Raw genomic sequence first — 15,612 nt, 5'->3', positions numbered from 1 at the left:
GCAAGGGTCTGGACCAACGTAGTCCCACTTCTTGCCCGTCAGCTCTGAGGACGGGCACCGATCGAAGGCTTGCGTGCCGGAGGCAAGACAATCGTCGCACACAGACCTCCATAGCCCTTTTCAGGGTCTCCCCGGCCAAGCTTGAGATATCCGCCTTCCCGGGCAATCTCGCGGGTTACGATGGCCAGGCCGAGCCCAATCCCGCCCGTCTGGCGAGAGCGCGATCCTTCAAGCCGATAGAAAGGCGCCAGAACCCGCTCGTATTCGCTCTCAGGAATGCCAGGGCCGTTGTCCTGAATGGAAATTTCTATGGCACCGTCTTCCTGAACCCTCAGCGTTGCGAGGGCATTTCCCCCGTAGTTCAGGGCGTTTTCAATCAGGTTGGACAGAACGCGTTTGATGGCCAGAGGGCGGACATGAACCAGGGCACGGTCCGGCCCTTCATAACGCGCATCCTTGCCGTGATCTGCGTGGTCGTCGACCAGAGTCGCAAGAGTCGCGACGATGTTGATGGTACGAGGTTTTTCCGGATCATCTGCGCCTGCGAGATAGGCAAGAATACCGTTGACCATCCCCTCCATCTCATCGAGATCCGACTCGATGGCCGCCTGCGCTTCTCCATCATTGAGGAATCCGCACCGGAGTCTCAGACGCGTCAGAGGCGTGCGGAGATCGTGTGAAACGGCAGCCAGAGCCTGCGTCCGGTCATTGATGAGGCTCTGAATACGGCGCTGCATGGCATTGATGGCCCGAGCAACCCCGCGAACCTCACGCGGGCCCCGTTCCGCCAGCGGCACCCAGGTTTCGTTTGAGCCGATTTTGTCCGCTACAGAAGCCAGCGCCCGCAAGGGCATACTCAGCCCCCGGATCAGCATGGTTGCCGCGATTGCAACAGCACCCGCCGCAATCGCTGCTGAAGCTAGTCCGCGCGTAAAATGGTGGTGCCCCAAAAGACCAGGCACACGGAAATGAATGTATGTTCCGTCAGGAAGGCGCTCGGAGCCAAGCACATCCGGTGTGCCGGTTCCCAGTGTGTAAAGATCAAGCTGGGCCTGCGCGAGGATGGGATCATCCTTGATCAAGCGGGCCGTGAGATCCCTCAGAACCGTAGGACGATATCCCGGCAGATGCGGCAGGGCCGTTGAGGGCTGCCAAGCAACACTCAGTTCACTGCCGGACAGCATGACTGCCAGGAAGGAACGCTGCGTCACAGGCGCAGCAGCGAGAACCCTCAGATCTGTACTGAGGGCTTCGCCAAGCTGCGCAATGCGCACGTCATCAACAATGTAGGTTTCAGCCTCGCCGTAAAAAACGGCGTTGGCGAGGAAGACCAGCGTGACCGCTACGGTCAGGACGACGCAAACGCGACCGACCAGCCCCAGCGGCCACAGCAGGATCCGATTCTGAATGTTCAGACCCGCTCAACCTCGGCCACGAAGATATATCCCAGCCCGCGAACCGTACGAATCAGCTGGTCCGCATCTGAACCGAGCTTGCGACGAAGGCGGCTGACCAGAACATCGATGCTGCGGTCAGACACATCGCCCAAGCGGGTCCGTGACAGTTCCAGCAGACGATCACGTGCAATAACGCGCTGCGGGTTATCGAGGAAGCTGGTCAGAAGGTCGTGTTCTGCACCTGAAATATCGACAGTCGCCCCACTCGGGTCTGTCAGTTCACGACGACGCAGGTCCAGCATCCAGCCTGCGAATTGCAGTCTTTCACGCCGCACCTTCTCCGGTGCCGCGCTTGGGCTGCCACGACGAAGCACTGCCCGAACGCGGGCCAGAAGCTCGCGCTGCCCGAAAGGCTTCGGCACATAGTCATCCGCGCCGGATTCGAGGCCGGTCACACGGTCGCGTTCTTCACCACGGGCAGAAACCATGATGATGGGAACCTGCGAGGGGGGCGTTTCGTCAACATGACTGGCCCCCTGGCCATTGCGCAGAGCACGGCACAGCTCAATGCCGTTCGTGCCTGGCAACATGATGTCAAGGATGATGAGATCAACCGGAGCCACTTCAAGAGCGGCCCACATCTCATCTCCACTTGCCACACCACGGGCGCGGAAACCGCCGCCCTGTAATGCGCGCAGAATGAGGGTCCGCATTCCTGCGTCATCTTCGACAACAAGGATACGGGCGGGAAGATCGGGATCGGAAAGATTTGGCACCATACTTTTCCATAATCGCAGCAGGGCAGATACCACAAGCAACAAATCTGGGCTGAAACTGTTCCCTTATCTTTAGCGCTCATGACGGAAAACATTTTCTAGCTTACAATACACGAAACGCAGGAACAGCCTATCTCGGTTCCTGCACTCGACCGGAGTCTCCCATGACAAGCGTTTCTCCCGGCGTCGTAACGGGCGCCGACTACCAAACTCTTCTTCAGGCGTGCAGGGACGGCGGGTATGCCCTTCCGGCCATCAATGTCGTTGGCACCAACAGCGTGAACGCCGTTCTGGAAGCGGCCGCAGCCAATGGCTCGGACGTCATTATCCAGGTTTCAAACGGTGGGGCACGCTTCTTTGCTGGCGAAGGCCTGCCGGATGCCCATCGCGCCCGCGTTCTTGGCGCAGCATCGATGGCCCATCACGTCCATCTGCTGGCCAAGGAGTACGGAATTGCCGTCATCCTCCACACCGATCATGCTGACCGCAAGCTGATTCCGTGGCTTGAGGACCTGATTTCCCTAAGTGAAGCAGAGTTCAAGACTACCGGACGCCCGCTCTTCTCATCCCACATGCTCGATCTTTCGGCCGAGACACTGGATGATAATCTCGCCCTTTCGGAAAAGCTTCTGACGCGCCTCGCCCCTCTGGGCATGGGCCTGGAAATCGAGCTTGGCGTCACAGGCGGTGAAGAAGATGGCGTCGGCCATGATCTGGAAGAAGGTGCGGACAATGCGCATCTCTATACCCAGCCGGAAGACGTGCTGAGAGCCTGGGAACTGCTCTCGCCTATTGGCATGGTCTCCATCGCCGCGTCTTTCGGCAACGTTCATGGCGTCTACAAGCCAGGCAACGTCAAACTTCGACCAGAAATCCTGAAAAATTCTCAGGACGTCGTGCAGAAAGCCACAGGAAGCGGGCCCAAGCCCCTCCCGCTGGTCTTCCATGGTGGATCAGGGTCAAGCCTGGAAGAAATCCGGGATGCCGTGTCCTACGGGACGTTCAAGATGAACCTGGATACGGACATCCAGTTCGCATTTGCTCATGGCGTGGGCTCTTATGTGAGCACGCATCCGGTCGCTTTCCAGCACCAGATTGATCCCGCCACAGACAAACCCATGAAGTCCTTCTACGACCCTCGCAAATGGCTGCGTGCGGGTGAGAAGTCTATCGTGGAGCGGATGAGCGAGGCTTTTGAAATCCTCGGCTCCAAAGGTCAGTCCATCGCTCGGAGCTGAAACAGCTCCCAGCGATAGCGCCGGGTCTCAGGGACCCGGCGTTGCCGAGGCAAGCTTCGTCTTGGTCACGTCCTGCGCTGCGGGGACAACCTCTTCCCAGCCTCCGCCAAGCGCATTGTAGAGACGCGCCAGATTGGTCGCGACAGTCGCATCGCTGTCAGCAAGACTCATTTCAGCGGATTGCAGCTGACCCTGCGCGTTCAGCACGTTCAGGTAGTTCGTCAGGCCACTGCGATACTGGCTCTGGGCCAACTGGAGCGCCTTGCGGTTGTCGTTCACAGCCCGCTCAAGCCCCTGATGACGGAGCTGCTCATCTCGGTAAGCAATCAGCGCGTTATCAACATCATGCCACGCCTGAATGACCGTCTGCTGATAGGAAATTGCCGCAGCTTTCTGGGCATATTTCTTCAGCTCAAGCTGGCCGCGCAGACGTCCTCCCTGAAAAATCGGTAAGGAAATGGATGGGCCAACGTTCCAGGCCCGCGCATTCCAGAATCCGAGATCGCGAAATGACAGGGTCTGGAATCCGAAGTCTGCATTGATGGTAATCTTCGGATAAAAATCGGCCGTTGCTTCACCCACTTCTGCCACAGAAGCACGGAGCTTGGCTTCAGCTTCCCGGATATCCGGACGGCGATGCGCCAGTTCAGATGGCAACCCGACGGGAACGACCGGCGGCACCACAGGGATGCCTGCATCTTTGTTCAGTTCGGCATTCAGACTTCCCGGAGGCGCACCCAGCAACAGCGCGAGTGCATTTTCTTCCTGCGCCACACCCTGCTGAAGCTGAGCAGCCTGCGCTTCAGTGTCATGTTGGCGGGCCTGCGCGGAATCGACATCCACTTCCGTGACCAGACCGCTGCGATAGCGGCTCTGGGAAATATCCACGATCTGCTTCAGCGTACCGAGATTGTCTTGAAGAACCTTCAGGCGCTTCTGGTCCCCGCGGAGCGTCATGTATCCACGCGCCATATCGGCCTGCTGGGCAATCAGGACCGAGCGGCGCTCTTCGTCCGTGGCCTGAAGATCCGCTTTGGCAGCGTCGTACTGGTGGGCCACGCGGCCCCAGAGATCGATTTCGTAGCTGGCATCAATCGATGTCTTCCACTGGTTCAGCAGAGGGATCGTGGCCCCGCTGGCTGCACCACTGAGAATGCTACTGCCCTGATCTCCCAGAAGCCCGTTGTCGGACTTGGCAATATTACCGCCCACACGCTGGATGATTTCCTGCATCTGTTTCGTGCTGAACTGACTCCGCGTGTAGGAGCCAGAAGCACTCAATCCGGGAAAGCGCTCGGCCCCCGCCATCATGAGCTGCGCGCGGCTCTGTGCCAGATTGGCCGTCGCAAGACGGAAGGACAGGTTCTGCTGAACCAGGCGGTCTTCCAGGGAAACCAGCTCTGGATCCTTGAAGACTGTCCACCATTTGCTGGCAGCTTCAGCTTCGCTCGTCACACTGTCAGGGGCCCCTGCCGTGTGGTCGGCATAATGTGCCGGAGGCCAGGGATGAGGCTCATGATATTCCGGGCCAACCCGCAGGCAGCCGGAAAGAGCAACAAGGGCGCAGCCAGACAGCAGCGCGCGGGATAGAAAGGCTGCGCTCACAAAGAAACTCCTGAAACGGAAATGATCTTGCGGTGACCGACCAGTTCGGTCAGCATATTGGAGACGGTATTTTTTCCGCAAAAGGACCTTGCCCCCTCATGACCAGCACGCCGACTGACCGCCCCGAGAGTATGCCTGACGAGGCCAGCGCATCTCTGTGCCAGATGCGCGCCAAGCGCGAGCAGATTCTGCAGGGAGCGGAAAAGGTCTTTCTCGCAAGCGGTTATGAAGGCGCGTCCATGTCGCAGATTGCACGGGAGGCCGGTGTTTCGAAGGGCACGCTCTACAATCACTTCGATGGTAAGGCATCGCTCTTCTCCGCATTTTTCGAAGAACGCAGCAAAACCAAGCTGGCCGCCATTGAAGCTATTTCCCGGGAGGACGGGCAGGACATTCATACGAGTCTGCGCCGCCTGACGGAAACTGCCATCAAAATGATGCTCCACTCGACGTCTATGGACCTGTATCGCATCATCGTCGGCGAAGCCGGAAAATTCCCGAACCTTGCCGACGCCTTCTGGCGCTATGGCTTTGGACGAACCCTGTACAACCTCTCCGACTGGCTGCGTCGCCGCAGCGATGCGGGCGAGCTCCAGATCGACGACCCGGATTTCGCTGCCGAGCAGTTGATGATCCTGTGTCAGGCCCGCATCGTGCATCGCCGCCGGCTCATGCTGCCTGTCGATGACAGCCCGGAAGCCATTAGCCGACTGGCCAGCATCACAGCAGACTCCTTCATGAAGATTTACGGCCCGCATCATCAGTGACCCCCCGCCGGCTTCGCTTTCTTCGTGTTGTTCGGTGACAGAAGGAAGCAGAGCGGAACAACGAACATCGCGATGATGCCAATCCAGCGGAACACTTCGTTGTAAGCCAACATTGAGATCTGGGACGTGAAGTCCATGAACAGACGATGGATCGCAAACGTATGCGCAGCTGCGGGGGTCAAACCATGCGCTTCCCCAACGGTCTGCGCATGGTTGATATAGTTCGTGAACTCCTGCCGCCCCGGCGTCATATTATCGGCCACATAACCCTGGTGCCGCTGACGGGTCTCAATAATTGCCGCAGTTGCCAGCGAGATGGCCATCGACCCCACATAGTTTCGCGCCATACTGAACAGGGCTGATGCGTCGGAGTTCAGCTCACGTGGCAGCGTCGAATACGCGATCGTTGAAATCGGCACGAAGAGGAAAGCCAGAGACGCGGTCTGACTGATTCGATAAAACATCAGGTGTTTGAAATCGATTGCCGCGTACAGATGGGCAGCCTGGAACATCGCCATGCCCATACAGAAAAACCCGAAAGCAATCAGATACCTCAGTTGAATGACCTTCATGAGGCGACCAACAATCGGTATCAGGCAAATCACCGCGACCCCACCTGGTGCAAGCAGCAGACCAGACGTGGTTGCCGTATAACCAAGCACCTGCTGCGCAAATTGCGGAACGATAATGGCAGACGCGTAGAGCGTCGCCCCCACCATGGAAATCAGGAACATGCCGGTTGCGAAGTTACGGTCCTTCAGAACCGTCAGCTTCACCAGCGGGTCCTTGGCATAGCAGAGCCACACGATCGCACCGAGCACACCGATCACACCCAGAACAGCCATGGTGATGATGAAGTTCGAGCCAAACCAGTCATCGTCTTCACCACGGTCGACCATGACCTCAAGGCAGCCCAGCCCCAGCGTAATGAGACTGATGCCGATTACGTCAATCTTTTCGCGTTTTTTCTTCTCCCATGGCGGATCTTCCACAAAGGCCGTAACCGCCATGACCGTCAAAATACCGAAGGGAACGTTGACGAAGAAAATCCAGCGCCAGGAGAAATTGTCCGTCAGATAGCCGCCCAGCATCGGACCGAGAACCGGGCCAACGATGGTTGCAATCGCGGTCATGCCAAAGGCTGCACCACGTTTTTCGGGTGGGAAGGTATCAAGGATGATGGACTGCTGACTTGGTTGCAGGCCACCACCGAAGAAGCCCTGCATCAGTCGGAAGACCACCAGCATGGGCAGCGATGTCGCCAGACCGCACAGGAAGGACGAGACGGTGAACATCGCAATACAGATGAGGAAGTAGCGCTTGCGCCCGAACAGGCGTGAGAGCCAGCCGGAAATCGTCAGAACGATACCGTTTGCCACCAGATAGGACGTCAGCGCCCAGGTGGCATCGTCATAGGAACTGCCGAGCGATCCCGCGATATGCGGTAGCGCCACGTTGACGATGGTGGTGTCCAGCACCTCCATGAAGGCCGCCAGCGTGACCGTAATGGCCACAACCCACGGATTATGACTGGGTTTCCAGTCCTGATGCCCGGCAGTATCGCTCATTTCACATAGACCGTAGGAACGACGGAAAGACCAAGAGCGAGTGGCAGCTGCGGATCCAGACCGCTGTCGATCAGGATCTTCACCGGAATACGCTGCACCGTTTTCACGAAGTTGCCTGTCGCATTTTCTGGCGGGAAGGTGCTGAAGGATTCACCGGAGCCAAGCTGAATGGAATCCACGTGGCCCTGCAGTTTAAGCTGTGGGTACGCGTCAACTTCGATGTCCACTTTCTGACCCGGACGCATGTGGGTCAGCTGTGTTTCCTTGTAGTTGGCCACAACCCAGACTTCTGGCTGGACGATCGTGAACATCTGCTGGCCGGTCTGGACGAAGTTGCCACGCTCGACACTACGCTGGGACACCCAACCATCATGAGGGGCGCGAACCTGCGTCCATTCCATGTTGAGCTCAGCCTGTTCCAGGGATGCCTGGGCAGACTTCAGATTGGCTTCTTCCTGCGAGACGCGGGCATCCGCATTCGCGACATTGGCCTTCACCGGCTCAGCCTGCGTCAACTGACCCTGCGCCTGCATGACACGGGCTCTGGCTTCTTCAAGAGCTGCACGAGCGTAGTCAATGTCCTGCTGGGACGTTGCGGCACGTGAAACACTGCGCTGGCGCTTGTAATCTGCTTCAGCCTTCGTCAGCTGGGCCTGAGCGGCAGAAAGACTGCCCTGAGCCGTTACGAGCTGACCTGGGAAGTTCTTGTGCGCCACTTCAACCATCAGCTGATAGGCCTGCATGTTGGCCTGTGCCTGCTGGATTGACGCCTGTGCCTTGTGCAGGGATGCCGCGTAGTCGCGGTCATCAATGGTCAGCAGAAGATCACCGCGATGCACATACTGGTTATCGTTCACCAGCAGCTGCGTCACATACCCGTTCACGTGCGGCGCAATGGCGATCTTGCGACCGGCCGTATAGGCGTCGTCCGTCTCGATGTTATTGCGGGTCAGGAAGAGGTATGAACCAATCCCCACCAGCACCAGAACAACCAGACAGATCAGAAGCACCCGTACAAGGGGATTACGCTTTTTCTGCGGTTTTCCGGACGCTCCGGACTGCTGTTCGGCCTGCGCTTGGTCGCCCTGCGCCATATCGTCTCTCTCGCTTTAAACGGGTCTGTCCGAAGTGACCGGCTGAATGAAATGGCCTCTGAAAAGGCCGATTGACCGATCGGTTCGGTCATCCATGACATATTGTATGGCCGCCTTCAAGCCGGAAAAAACTGATGCGTTTCCTTTCAGGTGAAGAAGGTTTTTCCTTGCGCGCCCTCATCCGTAAGACGAAATTTTCTTATCCTGAGAGAGCACCTCAGCAGTCCTCTGACAGAGGACTGCTATCAGAATGTGGTCTTTATCTTTTTCAAACCGTCAATCAGGCGCTGACGTTCCTGTTCGGCCTGCTGCGTTGGTCCGAGACGCAGAATCCAGGAGGGATGAGCCAGACTCAGATGGTGCCGCCCCGTCTGTGCATCCTCACGCATGATCCCACGGAAATCTTTCAGTTGAGCGGAAGGCCCCTCCACGGCGCGCAAAGCTGTTGCCCCAAGCGTCACGACCAGCTGTGGCCGGATCAGGGCTATTTCCTGCCGTAGCCAAGGCTGACACGCCTGAACATGCTCTGCGCCAGGTGCTTGGTGAATGCGCCGCCTGCCACGAGTACTGAAACGGAAATGCTTTACTGCATTCGTCATATAGAGGGAGTGAGGTTCAACGCCTGCTTCCGCCATACACGCCCTTAAAAGGGAGCCCGCAGGCCCAACAAAAGGACGCCCAGCCAGATCTTCCTGATCGCCCGGCTGCTCTCCGACAATCATGACTTTCGCCACCTCAGGCCCTTCCCCGACGACGGCCTGCGTAGCATGACAGTGAAGAGAGCAAGCCTGACAGGCCCGAATTTGCTGCGTCAGTTCTTCCAGACCACCTAATGAGGGCACGTCAGCCAAAACGGTTTTCTGACGATTCTGGAGAGCCTGATGGAATTTGGGCGCAGGAAGAGCCTCCTGTGCCGCCATTTCGGCCACGCGTTTTTCCGCCTGCGCCACCAGATGAGGAATCAGGTTAGCCTCTGGCAGGTTATGCCAGTAACGCCGCGGCATTTCATTGCGCATCGCTTTCGTCCGGACACGGGCAGGATTGAAAGTCGAGGCGTAATAGGTCTGCCAGAGCTGATCCACGTCATCATCAAGCACCTGCTTTTCACAGGGCTCGAAAGAGCAATGTACCGTCTCGCCATCCCATCGCAAAGAGCCGCGCGGCGTCAGGATCATCCAGTCCATATCTGCGAAACGGCCCGCGAAAAAAGAAGAGACTTTTTCCAGCACATGATGGTCCGGCTCAAACCAGGAAAGAAAACGCCGCCGACCCGTCTCCGACGTTCCCTGCTCCCGGAAGCGCACGAAAGCCGTCATTTTATGGGCCGCCCGGCGAACCTGATGCACCATGCGACGCGCCTGCGCCACATCCTGATCTGTCACCACCGACAACAGGTTCGGATCACTCTGAAGACGCCAGAGCAGCCGGTAAGCTAATGCGAACCGCTCAGCACTGGAGTGGCAGAGAACATCTTTCAAAAGGGGCAGGCTCGATGCTTTGAGGCGAACATCCCGCACGACTTCGCCTTCAAACGTCTGATTTTCAGCCGCGTGAAACAGATCCAGATCGACCTCAGGATAGCGCCAGAGGATCTGGTCCGGAGGAATGTCACGCTGAAGCGCCATTCTGGCCTTTTCGCGCCAGCCTTCAAACGCGCTGGTATCCGCGAGCCTGACGGTAACCGGCATTTACAGAAGCCGCATCTGCTGTGGAGCCGGCAGAAAAAGAGTCCGCAAATCCTGACGATCCGTCAGACGCGCGGGGCTCCATCCGGATGCCTTGACGAACGGACGCACCTTTTTAATGGAGACGTTCAGCCGCGCCAGATCTTCCAGACGGATTGTCGTGTGCTTTCGCGCAGACAGCAGCGCGGCAACGGTCCGAACCCCAAGCCCAGGGACCCGCAGCAGCATTTCTTTGGAGGCAAGATTCAGGTCCACTGGAAATTGCGCGCGGTTATCCAGAGCCCAGGCCAGCTTGGGATCAATCTCCAGATCCAGCATTCCATTGGGCCGTGATGCTGTCAGTTCGCCAAAATCAAAGCCATAGAACCGGAAGAGCCAGTCCGCCTGATACAGCCGGTGCTCCCGCTGTAACGGTGGGCTACGCACAGGCAGGATCGCTGAAGCATCTGGAATGGGGCTGAAGGCTGAATAGTAAACGCGGCGCAGGCCGTAAGACCCATAGAGACCCGAGCTACTGGCCAGAACATCCTGATCCGTCGCGGCATCTGCCCCGATGATCATCTGTGTACTCTGGCCGCCCGGTGAAAAGCGCCCTGCCCGTCTACCCGTATGTGTCTTCTCTTTGGCCGCATCAATCTTGAGACGCATGTCCCCCATCGCGCGGCGGATATTTCCGGCATCCTTCTCCGGCGCGTAATCCTTCAGACCCGTTTCTGTTGGCATCTCGACGTTGATCGATAAGCGATCCGCATACAGCCCAGCTTCCTCCAGCAATTTGGGAGATGCATCCGGAATCGTCTTGAGATGGATATATCCGCGGAAACCATGCTTGAGCCGCAGGTCCCGCGCGACCTGTACAAGCTGCTCCATCGTATGATCGGACGACCGGATAATCCCCGACGACAGGAAAAGCCCCTCAATGCAGTTCCGACGGTAGAACTCCAGCGTCAGCCAGATCACTTCATCAGGCGTGAACTTCGCCCGCTCAACATTTGAGGATGAGCGGTTGATGCAATAGGCGCAGTCATAAATGCAGAAATTGGTCAGCAGGATCTTGAGCAGCGAAATACAACGCCCATCCGGCGTATAGGCATGACAGATCCCGTTCCCGGTCGTGGAGCCCAGACCGCCCGTTTTGGCAGAGTCCCGGCGCGTCGATCCACTGGACGCGCAGGACGCATCATACTTTGCCGCATCGGACAGAATCGCAAGACGTTCAGACAGAGATTTCTTCATGCATTGTTCTTATTTCGTTCCCGTCTATAAAATGCAAGAACTGCTTAAAATTTACCGGTTGTTTGCTTGTTTTCTGTCAAACCCTGTCGCCGTTTTTTAAAGGCGAAGATTCAGGTTCCCTTAACCATTCAAGGCCTATCGTGAAGGAGCAAAACTGCACCGACGGAGAATGTCTCGATGTCCATGTCAATCAATACAAATACAGCCGCCATGTCGGCTCTTCAGGTCCTGAACCAGACGACGGACCAGCTGAGCAAGACGCAGAACGCCGTGTCCACAGGCAAGAGCGTCAGCTCCGCCTCTGACAGCCCGGCCATTTACGCCATTTCCCAGACAATGAATTCCCAGATTTCGGCCCTGTCCGGCGTCTCGACCGGTCTTCAGTTTGCGGGACAGGTTCTCAGCACGGCCTCTTCGCAGGCTGGGTCCATTTCAAGCGTTCTGAGCAGCATGTCCGAGACGGTCACGAATGCTGCCAATAACGGTGAAGATCAGGACACCCTGAACACCCAGCTGAGCAGCTACCTGTCTCAGATCGACGTGGCCACGTCGAACTCGACCTTCCAAGGGGTAAACCTGCTGTCCGGCTCTACGAGCAGCAGCGTGAAATACACGCAGATTTCTGCTGCTCAGGACATCAATGGCAACCTGTTCACACTGAATGGTGCCGACGCCACCTCGACCGGTCTGGGCCTGCAAGGGCTGAGCACGGATATGAAGGGTGTCACGATCGACACAAGCGCAGTCACGGCTCTGGCAGGTTCTGGCGCGACCGCCACGACATTGACCCTGAAGAACCTGTCTTCTGCTGACAGCAGCAATGCGACAGCATCAAACCCGGCCATCACCACGTCCTTCGTTCTGGACTCAAAGCCGGGCGATACCACTGATGGTGCTGCAACATCTGTCGGAACAGCCATTGCTTCTGGCCTGACAGACACTGCCACCTCCGTGGCAGTCAACAAGGATGGCACGCTGACAATCGCCGATGCCACATCCAAGAAGGCATCTGATGGTACGACGACGTACTCCCTGACCAATGGCGACACCATCACTGCCAAGGCTGATGCCAGTGGCAACATGACCTATAGCGCTGCCAAGGTTGGTGATCTGGATACCAACGGCAATGCGAAAGTTCTGACGCAGGTTGTGGACGTCAACGTCTCGAACGCCTCCACAACCAAGACCACAAGTGACCAGCTTTCAACGCTGGTGACGGCCCTGGGAAATGCCGGTTTCGGCGCCCAGATGGCAAACGACGGCAAGCTGACGATTGCCGGCGGCAATCTCGACGCCACCGACGCAACAGCTACGACAGGCGCGTCGGTCAGCCTCACAGGGACGACAGGCGCTGCCACAGTAGCGACCACTTCCGGCACGGACGTTGTCCAACTTGCTGTTTCTGGCGCCATCAACAAGATGAGCCGCATTTCTTCCAGCATCGGTGTGGCTTCCAATACCGTTACACAGCTTCAGACGTCCAACAGCACGCTGTCTGATGCCCTGACGACGGGCGTGGGCGCCCTGACGGATGCTGATCTTGCAGCGGAAAGCGCCAAGCTTACGTCCCTGCAAACGAAGCAGCAGCTGGCCATTCAGTCGCTCTCGATTGCGAATTCGCAGTCTTCCAACATCATGTCGCTCTTCCGCGGTTGATGTCGGCGGGGCGCTGATGAAAGCCAGCGCCCCTTCCTGGACTGTTCCAGAAGTTTCCCGTTTCCCGGGAGTCTTTTGAAACAGTCCTTTTGTAAAGGAACATCATGTCCGTGACCTATGGCATGTCACAATACCAGAACCAGTCCGGCACCTATCTTCCGCCACGAGAAGTGGAAGCCATGGCGTTCAGACACGTTAACGGGCTGCTTTCAGCAGCAAAAACACGCTCAGATCGGCAGGCTGCATTGTCTGCCAATCTCAAACTCTGGGGCATTCTGATGCAAGGAGTCCAGCGGACGGACTGCCCTTTGGATGCAATTCTGCGCAAAGACCTGTCGACCGTTGGAACCTGGTCCATGCGATACGCCAATGTTGCACTGAACTCGGATACATCCCTTCAGGCTCTCATTGATATCAACATGGACATGATTGAAGGTCTGTCAGCGTCTGCTGCCCCTTCCCCATATGCGGGACCCGCAGCATCCAACGAAACTCGCGCAGCTATTCAAATGGTCGGGTGAAAACTATTTCTCCCACGCCCTTGGCAGGACATGGAAGTTTTTTCCATTCCTGACATACATTGCATGTCAGGAATGGCAGAGCGTCATTTACGGTTATCGCTGCGGTCAATGTCCGGAATGACATGGTCCGGATCAAGCGTTACGGCCTTCACCGGACCATGTGCTTCAAACGTGACCTTCAAATCGCTGGTCTGCCGCCAGGCTTCCGTCGGGATACGGCGGTCCAGCGTTGTTCCGTCCTGATATTCGACGCGTAGAACAACAGGAAGAGGCAGGGTGCCGTAGTTCAGAACCTGTACAGACACAGGGTCCGTTCCTTTCTGTTCAACAGTTCCAACAGCATAATCAGGCGCGGCGTTAGAGAAATACCATCCGCGCCAGAACCATGAGAGATCCTCACCGGCTTCGCTGCTCATCAAGCGAAAGAAATCCGATGGCGATGGGTGATGAAAAGCCCAGACGGCAATGTAGCGACGGAAGGCAGCGTCAAAACGCACAGGCCCGAGAATCTGCTCTCGCAAAAGCTTCAGCCCGTAAGCCCCTTTGAAATAGACAACGCTATGGCGGTAAGTTTCGGAGACCTCGTCGGCCCCCGCCATCAGGTTAGGTGCTTTTGAATCCGTCAGGACAGGAACGATATCCTGCGCAGGATTACCAGTTTTCGGAGCAAATTCCGGGTCCCGCTTTGGCGCGAATTCCCCGTTGTGGAAATGATCTGACGCATAAGCATCAATAAAGGTGTTGAACCCTTCATCCATGAACGGATTACGCCGCTCATCAGAACCCACAATCATCGGGAACCAGTCATGGCCCAGCTCATGCGTCGTGATCCAGAAGAGCTCCGGGTCCCGGTCACTCATGCCGTCAAACACGATACCCGGATATTCCATTCCGGCTCCGTGCCCGCCCAGATTGACGGCATTTGGCCATGGATATTCGTACCACTGAGACGAAAAATACTCGATGGCGTGTTTGACGTATTCCGTTGATCGGTCCCATCCATGCGGGCCAATGCCTTCACGGGGATAGACGGACATCGCCAGCCGCGGAACCGGACGATAATTGGCCCAGGGCGCAACAGGCGGCAGGTTGATACGGGCAGCATCCCACAGGAAAGCTGGCGATGCTGTAAAGGCCACGTCGCGGCTATTGCGCATAACGTAATGCCAGGACACTTCCCCAGACTGCCTGAGATGGCTTTTCGGGTCTGTCACGTCATCAATGGTCCGGATCATGACGCGATTGTCGCTCTGGGCCGCCTGAGCCAGTCGCGCACGCTCGGTCGTCGTCAGGGTCTGCTCCGGATTCAGGAGTGCGCCGGACCCAACGACCGTGAAGTTCCACGGAACAGTGACGGTGTAATCGAAATTGCCATATTCCAGATAAAACTCCTGCCCGAGATAGGGCAGAGTGTTCCAACCCGCGCGATCATCATACACGCTCAGGCGCGGGTACCATTGAGCAATCTCGTAAATTTCGCCTTCGCGAGATGGGGTGACAGCCGTACGGCCTCCCCACTCTCCAGGGATTGTATAGTGCCACTCGATTTTAATGACTGCGACGCCATGAGCATCAAGGGCTCGGGGCAGTCGAAGCTGCATCCGGGTGTCGGTAATCAGCGGCGTGACATCGACTTCATGACCGCCCTGCACAATGGAAACACGCTCGATTTCCATGCCGGAAGTATGACCACCCGACGGGAATTTACCCCAGAACGAGGCCCGTGAGTCTGGACGATAGAGGTTCTGTTCAAGCTGAACCCATAGAACGTCCAGCGTTTCCGGGCTGTTGTTGCTGTATGTGACGGTTTCGGCCCCATGCAGGACATGCGCCTGCGTGTCGATACGGGATCGAATGACATAATCCGTTCGGTTCTGCCAGTATTGTGGTCCTGGCAGACCAGAGCCCGAACGATAAACGTTCGGGGCATCAGGCAGTGTCAGCGGAGCAAAAACCGGAGCCGGGTCAAAGAGGGTTTTGGCCGAAAGAGCGGCCGGAACCAGCGCACCTCCCAGAAAGGGTAAGAGAAAAAGGCATACGCGCATCCGGGCTATGATCTCCGCTCGTTA

Annotated in this window: 12 protein-coding genes; 4 read left to right on the top strand and 8 right to left on the bottom strand. The window is 57.2% G+C overall.

The genetic code is table 11. The features are described 5' to 3' along the window. Nucleotides 1-38: 38 nt before the first annotated feature. Nucleotides 39-1,391, bottom strand: a complete 1,353-nt coding sequence (locus tag JN414_RS05835; RefSeq protein WP_202207265.1) for an ATP-binding protein — start codon at nt 1,389-1,391, stop codon at nt 39-41. Between the two features lie 20 nt (nt 1,392-1,411). Next, nucleotides 1,412-2,176 (bottom strand): response regulator, encoded by a 765-nt coding sequence (locus JN414_RS05830; protein ID WP_064274614.1) that lies wholly within the window; start codon nt 2,174-2,176, stop codon nt 1,412-1,414. A gap of 161 nt (nt 2,177-2,337) precedes the next feature. On the opposite strand from JN414_RS05830, the gene fbaA reads away from it, so the two are divergent. Continuing rightward, a complete protein-coding gene (gene fbaA / locus JN414_RS05825; RefSeq protein ID WP_202207086.1) occupies nt 2,338-3,411 on the top strand; it encodes a class II fructose-bisphosphate aldolase in 1,074 nt (357 codons plus the stop codon). Between the two features lie 27 nt (nt 3,412-3,438). Here the strand turns inward: fbaA and JN414_RS05820 are convergent, their stop codons facing one another. Further along, nucleotides 3,439-5,016: an efflux transporter outer membrane subunit gene (locus JN414_RS05820; protein ID WP_202207085.1), complete on the bottom strand. Its 1,578-nt coding sequence runs from the start codon at nt 5,014-5,016 to the stop codon at nt 3,439-3,441. 98 nt (nt 5,017-5,114) lie between these two features. Between JN414_RS05820 and JN414_RS05815 the strand changes: the two genes are divergently transcribed. After that, nucleotides 5,115-5,783 carry a TetR/AcrR family transcriptional regulator gene (locus JN414_RS05815; RefSeq protein ID WP_202207084.1) on the top strand — a complete coding sequence of 223 codons (669 nt, stop codon included), beginning with the start codon at nt 5,115-5,117 and terminating at the stop codon, nt 5,781-5,783. Here JN414_RS05815 and JN414_RS05810 read toward each other — a convergent pair. The 4 genes from JN414_RS05810 to JN414_RS05795 all read right to left on the bottom strand — a co-directional run bounded on the left by JN414_RS05810 (nt 5,777) and on the right by JN414_RS05795 (nt 11,366). Further along, nucleotides 5,777-7,351, bottom strand: coding sequence for a DHA2 family efflux MFS transporter permease subunit (locus JN414_RS05810; protein ID WP_202207083.1), 1,575 nt, complete (start codon nt 7,349-7,351; stop codon nt 5,777-5,779). The genes JN414_RS05815 and JN414_RS05810 overlap by 7 nt on opposite strands. Continuing rightward, the gene (locus JN414_RS05805; RefSeq protein WP_046900655.1) at nt 7,348-8,445 is read right to left on the bottom strand and encodes an HlyD family secretion protein; all 1,098 of its coding nucleotides are present in this window, start codon (nt 8,443-8,445) and stop codon (nt 7,348-7,350) included. Before JN414_RS05805 ends, JN414_RS05810 begins: the two co-directional genes overlap by 4 nt. 245 nt (nt 8,446-8,690) lie before the next feature. Continuing rightward, the gene (locus tag JN414_RS05800) at nt 8,691-10,133 is read right to left on the bottom strand and encodes a UdgX family uracil-DNA binding protein (RefSeq protein ID WP_202207082.1); all 1,443 of its coding nucleotides are present in this window, start codon (nt 10,131-10,133) and stop codon (nt 8,691-8,693) included. Beyond that, nucleotides 10,134-11,366 carry a putative DNA modification/repair radical SAM protein gene (locus JN414_RS05795; protein ID WP_202207081.1) on the bottom strand — a complete coding sequence of 411 codons (1,233 nt, stop codon included), beginning with the start codon at nt 11,364-11,366 and terminating at the stop codon, nt 10,134-10,136. A gap of 183 nt (nt 11,367-11,549) precedes the next feature. Between JN414_RS05795 and JN414_RS05790 the strand changes: the two genes are divergently transcribed. Both JN414_RS05790 and JN414_RS05785 read left to right on the top strand, forming a co-directional pair. Continuing rightward, complete coding sequence (locus JN414_RS05790) at nt 11,550-13,022, top strand: flagellin (protein WP_237389894.1); 1,473 nt, start codon at nt 11,550-11,552, stop codon at nt 13,020-13,022. A gap of 104 nt (nt 13,023-13,126) precedes the next feature. Beyond that, nucleotides 13,127-13,543: a flagellar biosynthesis regulator FlaF gene (locus JN414_RS05785; protein ID WP_237389893.1), complete on the top strand. Its 417-nt coding sequence runs from the start codon at nt 13,127-13,129 to the stop codon at nt 13,541-13,543. A gap of 83 nt (nt 13,544-13,626) precedes the next feature. Here JN414_RS05785 and JN414_RS05780 read toward each other — a convergent pair whose 3' ends face one another. After that, on the bottom strand, nt 13,627-15,588 hold the full coding sequence (locus JN414_RS05780; RefSeq protein WP_202207079.1) for a M1 family metallopeptidase: 1,962 nt from the start codon (nt 15,586-15,588) through the stop codon (nt 13,627-13,629). Nucleotides 15,589-15,612: the final 24 nt, after the last annotated feature.

The sequence above is a fragment of the Gluconobacter sp. Gdi genome, from assembly GCF_014132155.1.
Lineage (GTDB): Bacteria > Pseudomonadota > Alphaproteobacteria > Acetobacterales > Acetobacteraceae > Gluconobacter.
This window is presented reverse-complemented; position numbering and strand designations above follow the sequence as displayed.

Excerpts from the sequence above, each read along its gene's own strand:
- JN414_RS05830 (WP_064274614.1), bottom strand. The coding sequence starts at position 2,176 with ATGGTGCCAAATCTTTCCGATCCCGATCTTCCCGCCCGTATCCTTGTT.
- fbaA (WP_202207086.1), top strand. The coding sequence starts at position 2,338 with ATGACAAGCGTTTCTCCCGGCGTCGTAACGGGCGCCGACTACCAAACT.
- JN414_RS05815 (WP_202207084.1), top strand. The coding sequence starts at position 5,115 with ATGACCAGCACGCCGACTGACCGCCCCGAGAGTATGCCTGACGAGGCC.
- JN414_RS05810 (WP_202207083.1), bottom strand. The coding sequence starts at position 7,351 with ATGAGCGATACTGCCGGGCATCAGGACTGGAAACCCAGTCATAATCCG.
- JN414_RS05805 (WP_046900655.1), bottom strand. The coding sequence starts at position 8,445 with ATGGCGCAGGGCGACCAAGCGCAGGCCGAACAGCAGTCCGGAGCGTCC.
- JN414_RS05800 (WP_202207082.1), bottom strand. The coding sequence starts at position 10,133 with ATGCCGGTTACCGTCAGGCTCGCGGATACCAGCGCGTTTGAAGGCTGG.
- JN414_RS05795 (WP_202207081.1), bottom strand. The coding sequence starts at position 11,366 with ATGAAGAAATCTCTGTCTGAACGTCTTGCGATTCTGTCCGATGCGGCA.
- JN414_RS05790 (WP_237389894.1), top strand. The coding sequence starts at position 11,550 with ATGTCAATCAATACAAATACAGCCGCCATGTCGGCTCTTCAGGTCCTG.
- JN414_RS05785 (WP_237389893.1), top strand. The coding sequence starts at position 13,127 with ATGTCCGTGACCTATGGCATGTCACAATACCAGAACCAGTCCGGCACC.
- JN414_RS05780 (WP_202207079.1), bottom strand. The coding sequence starts at position 15,588 with ATGCGCGTATGCCTTTTTCTCTTACCCTTTCTGGGAGGTGCGCTGGTT.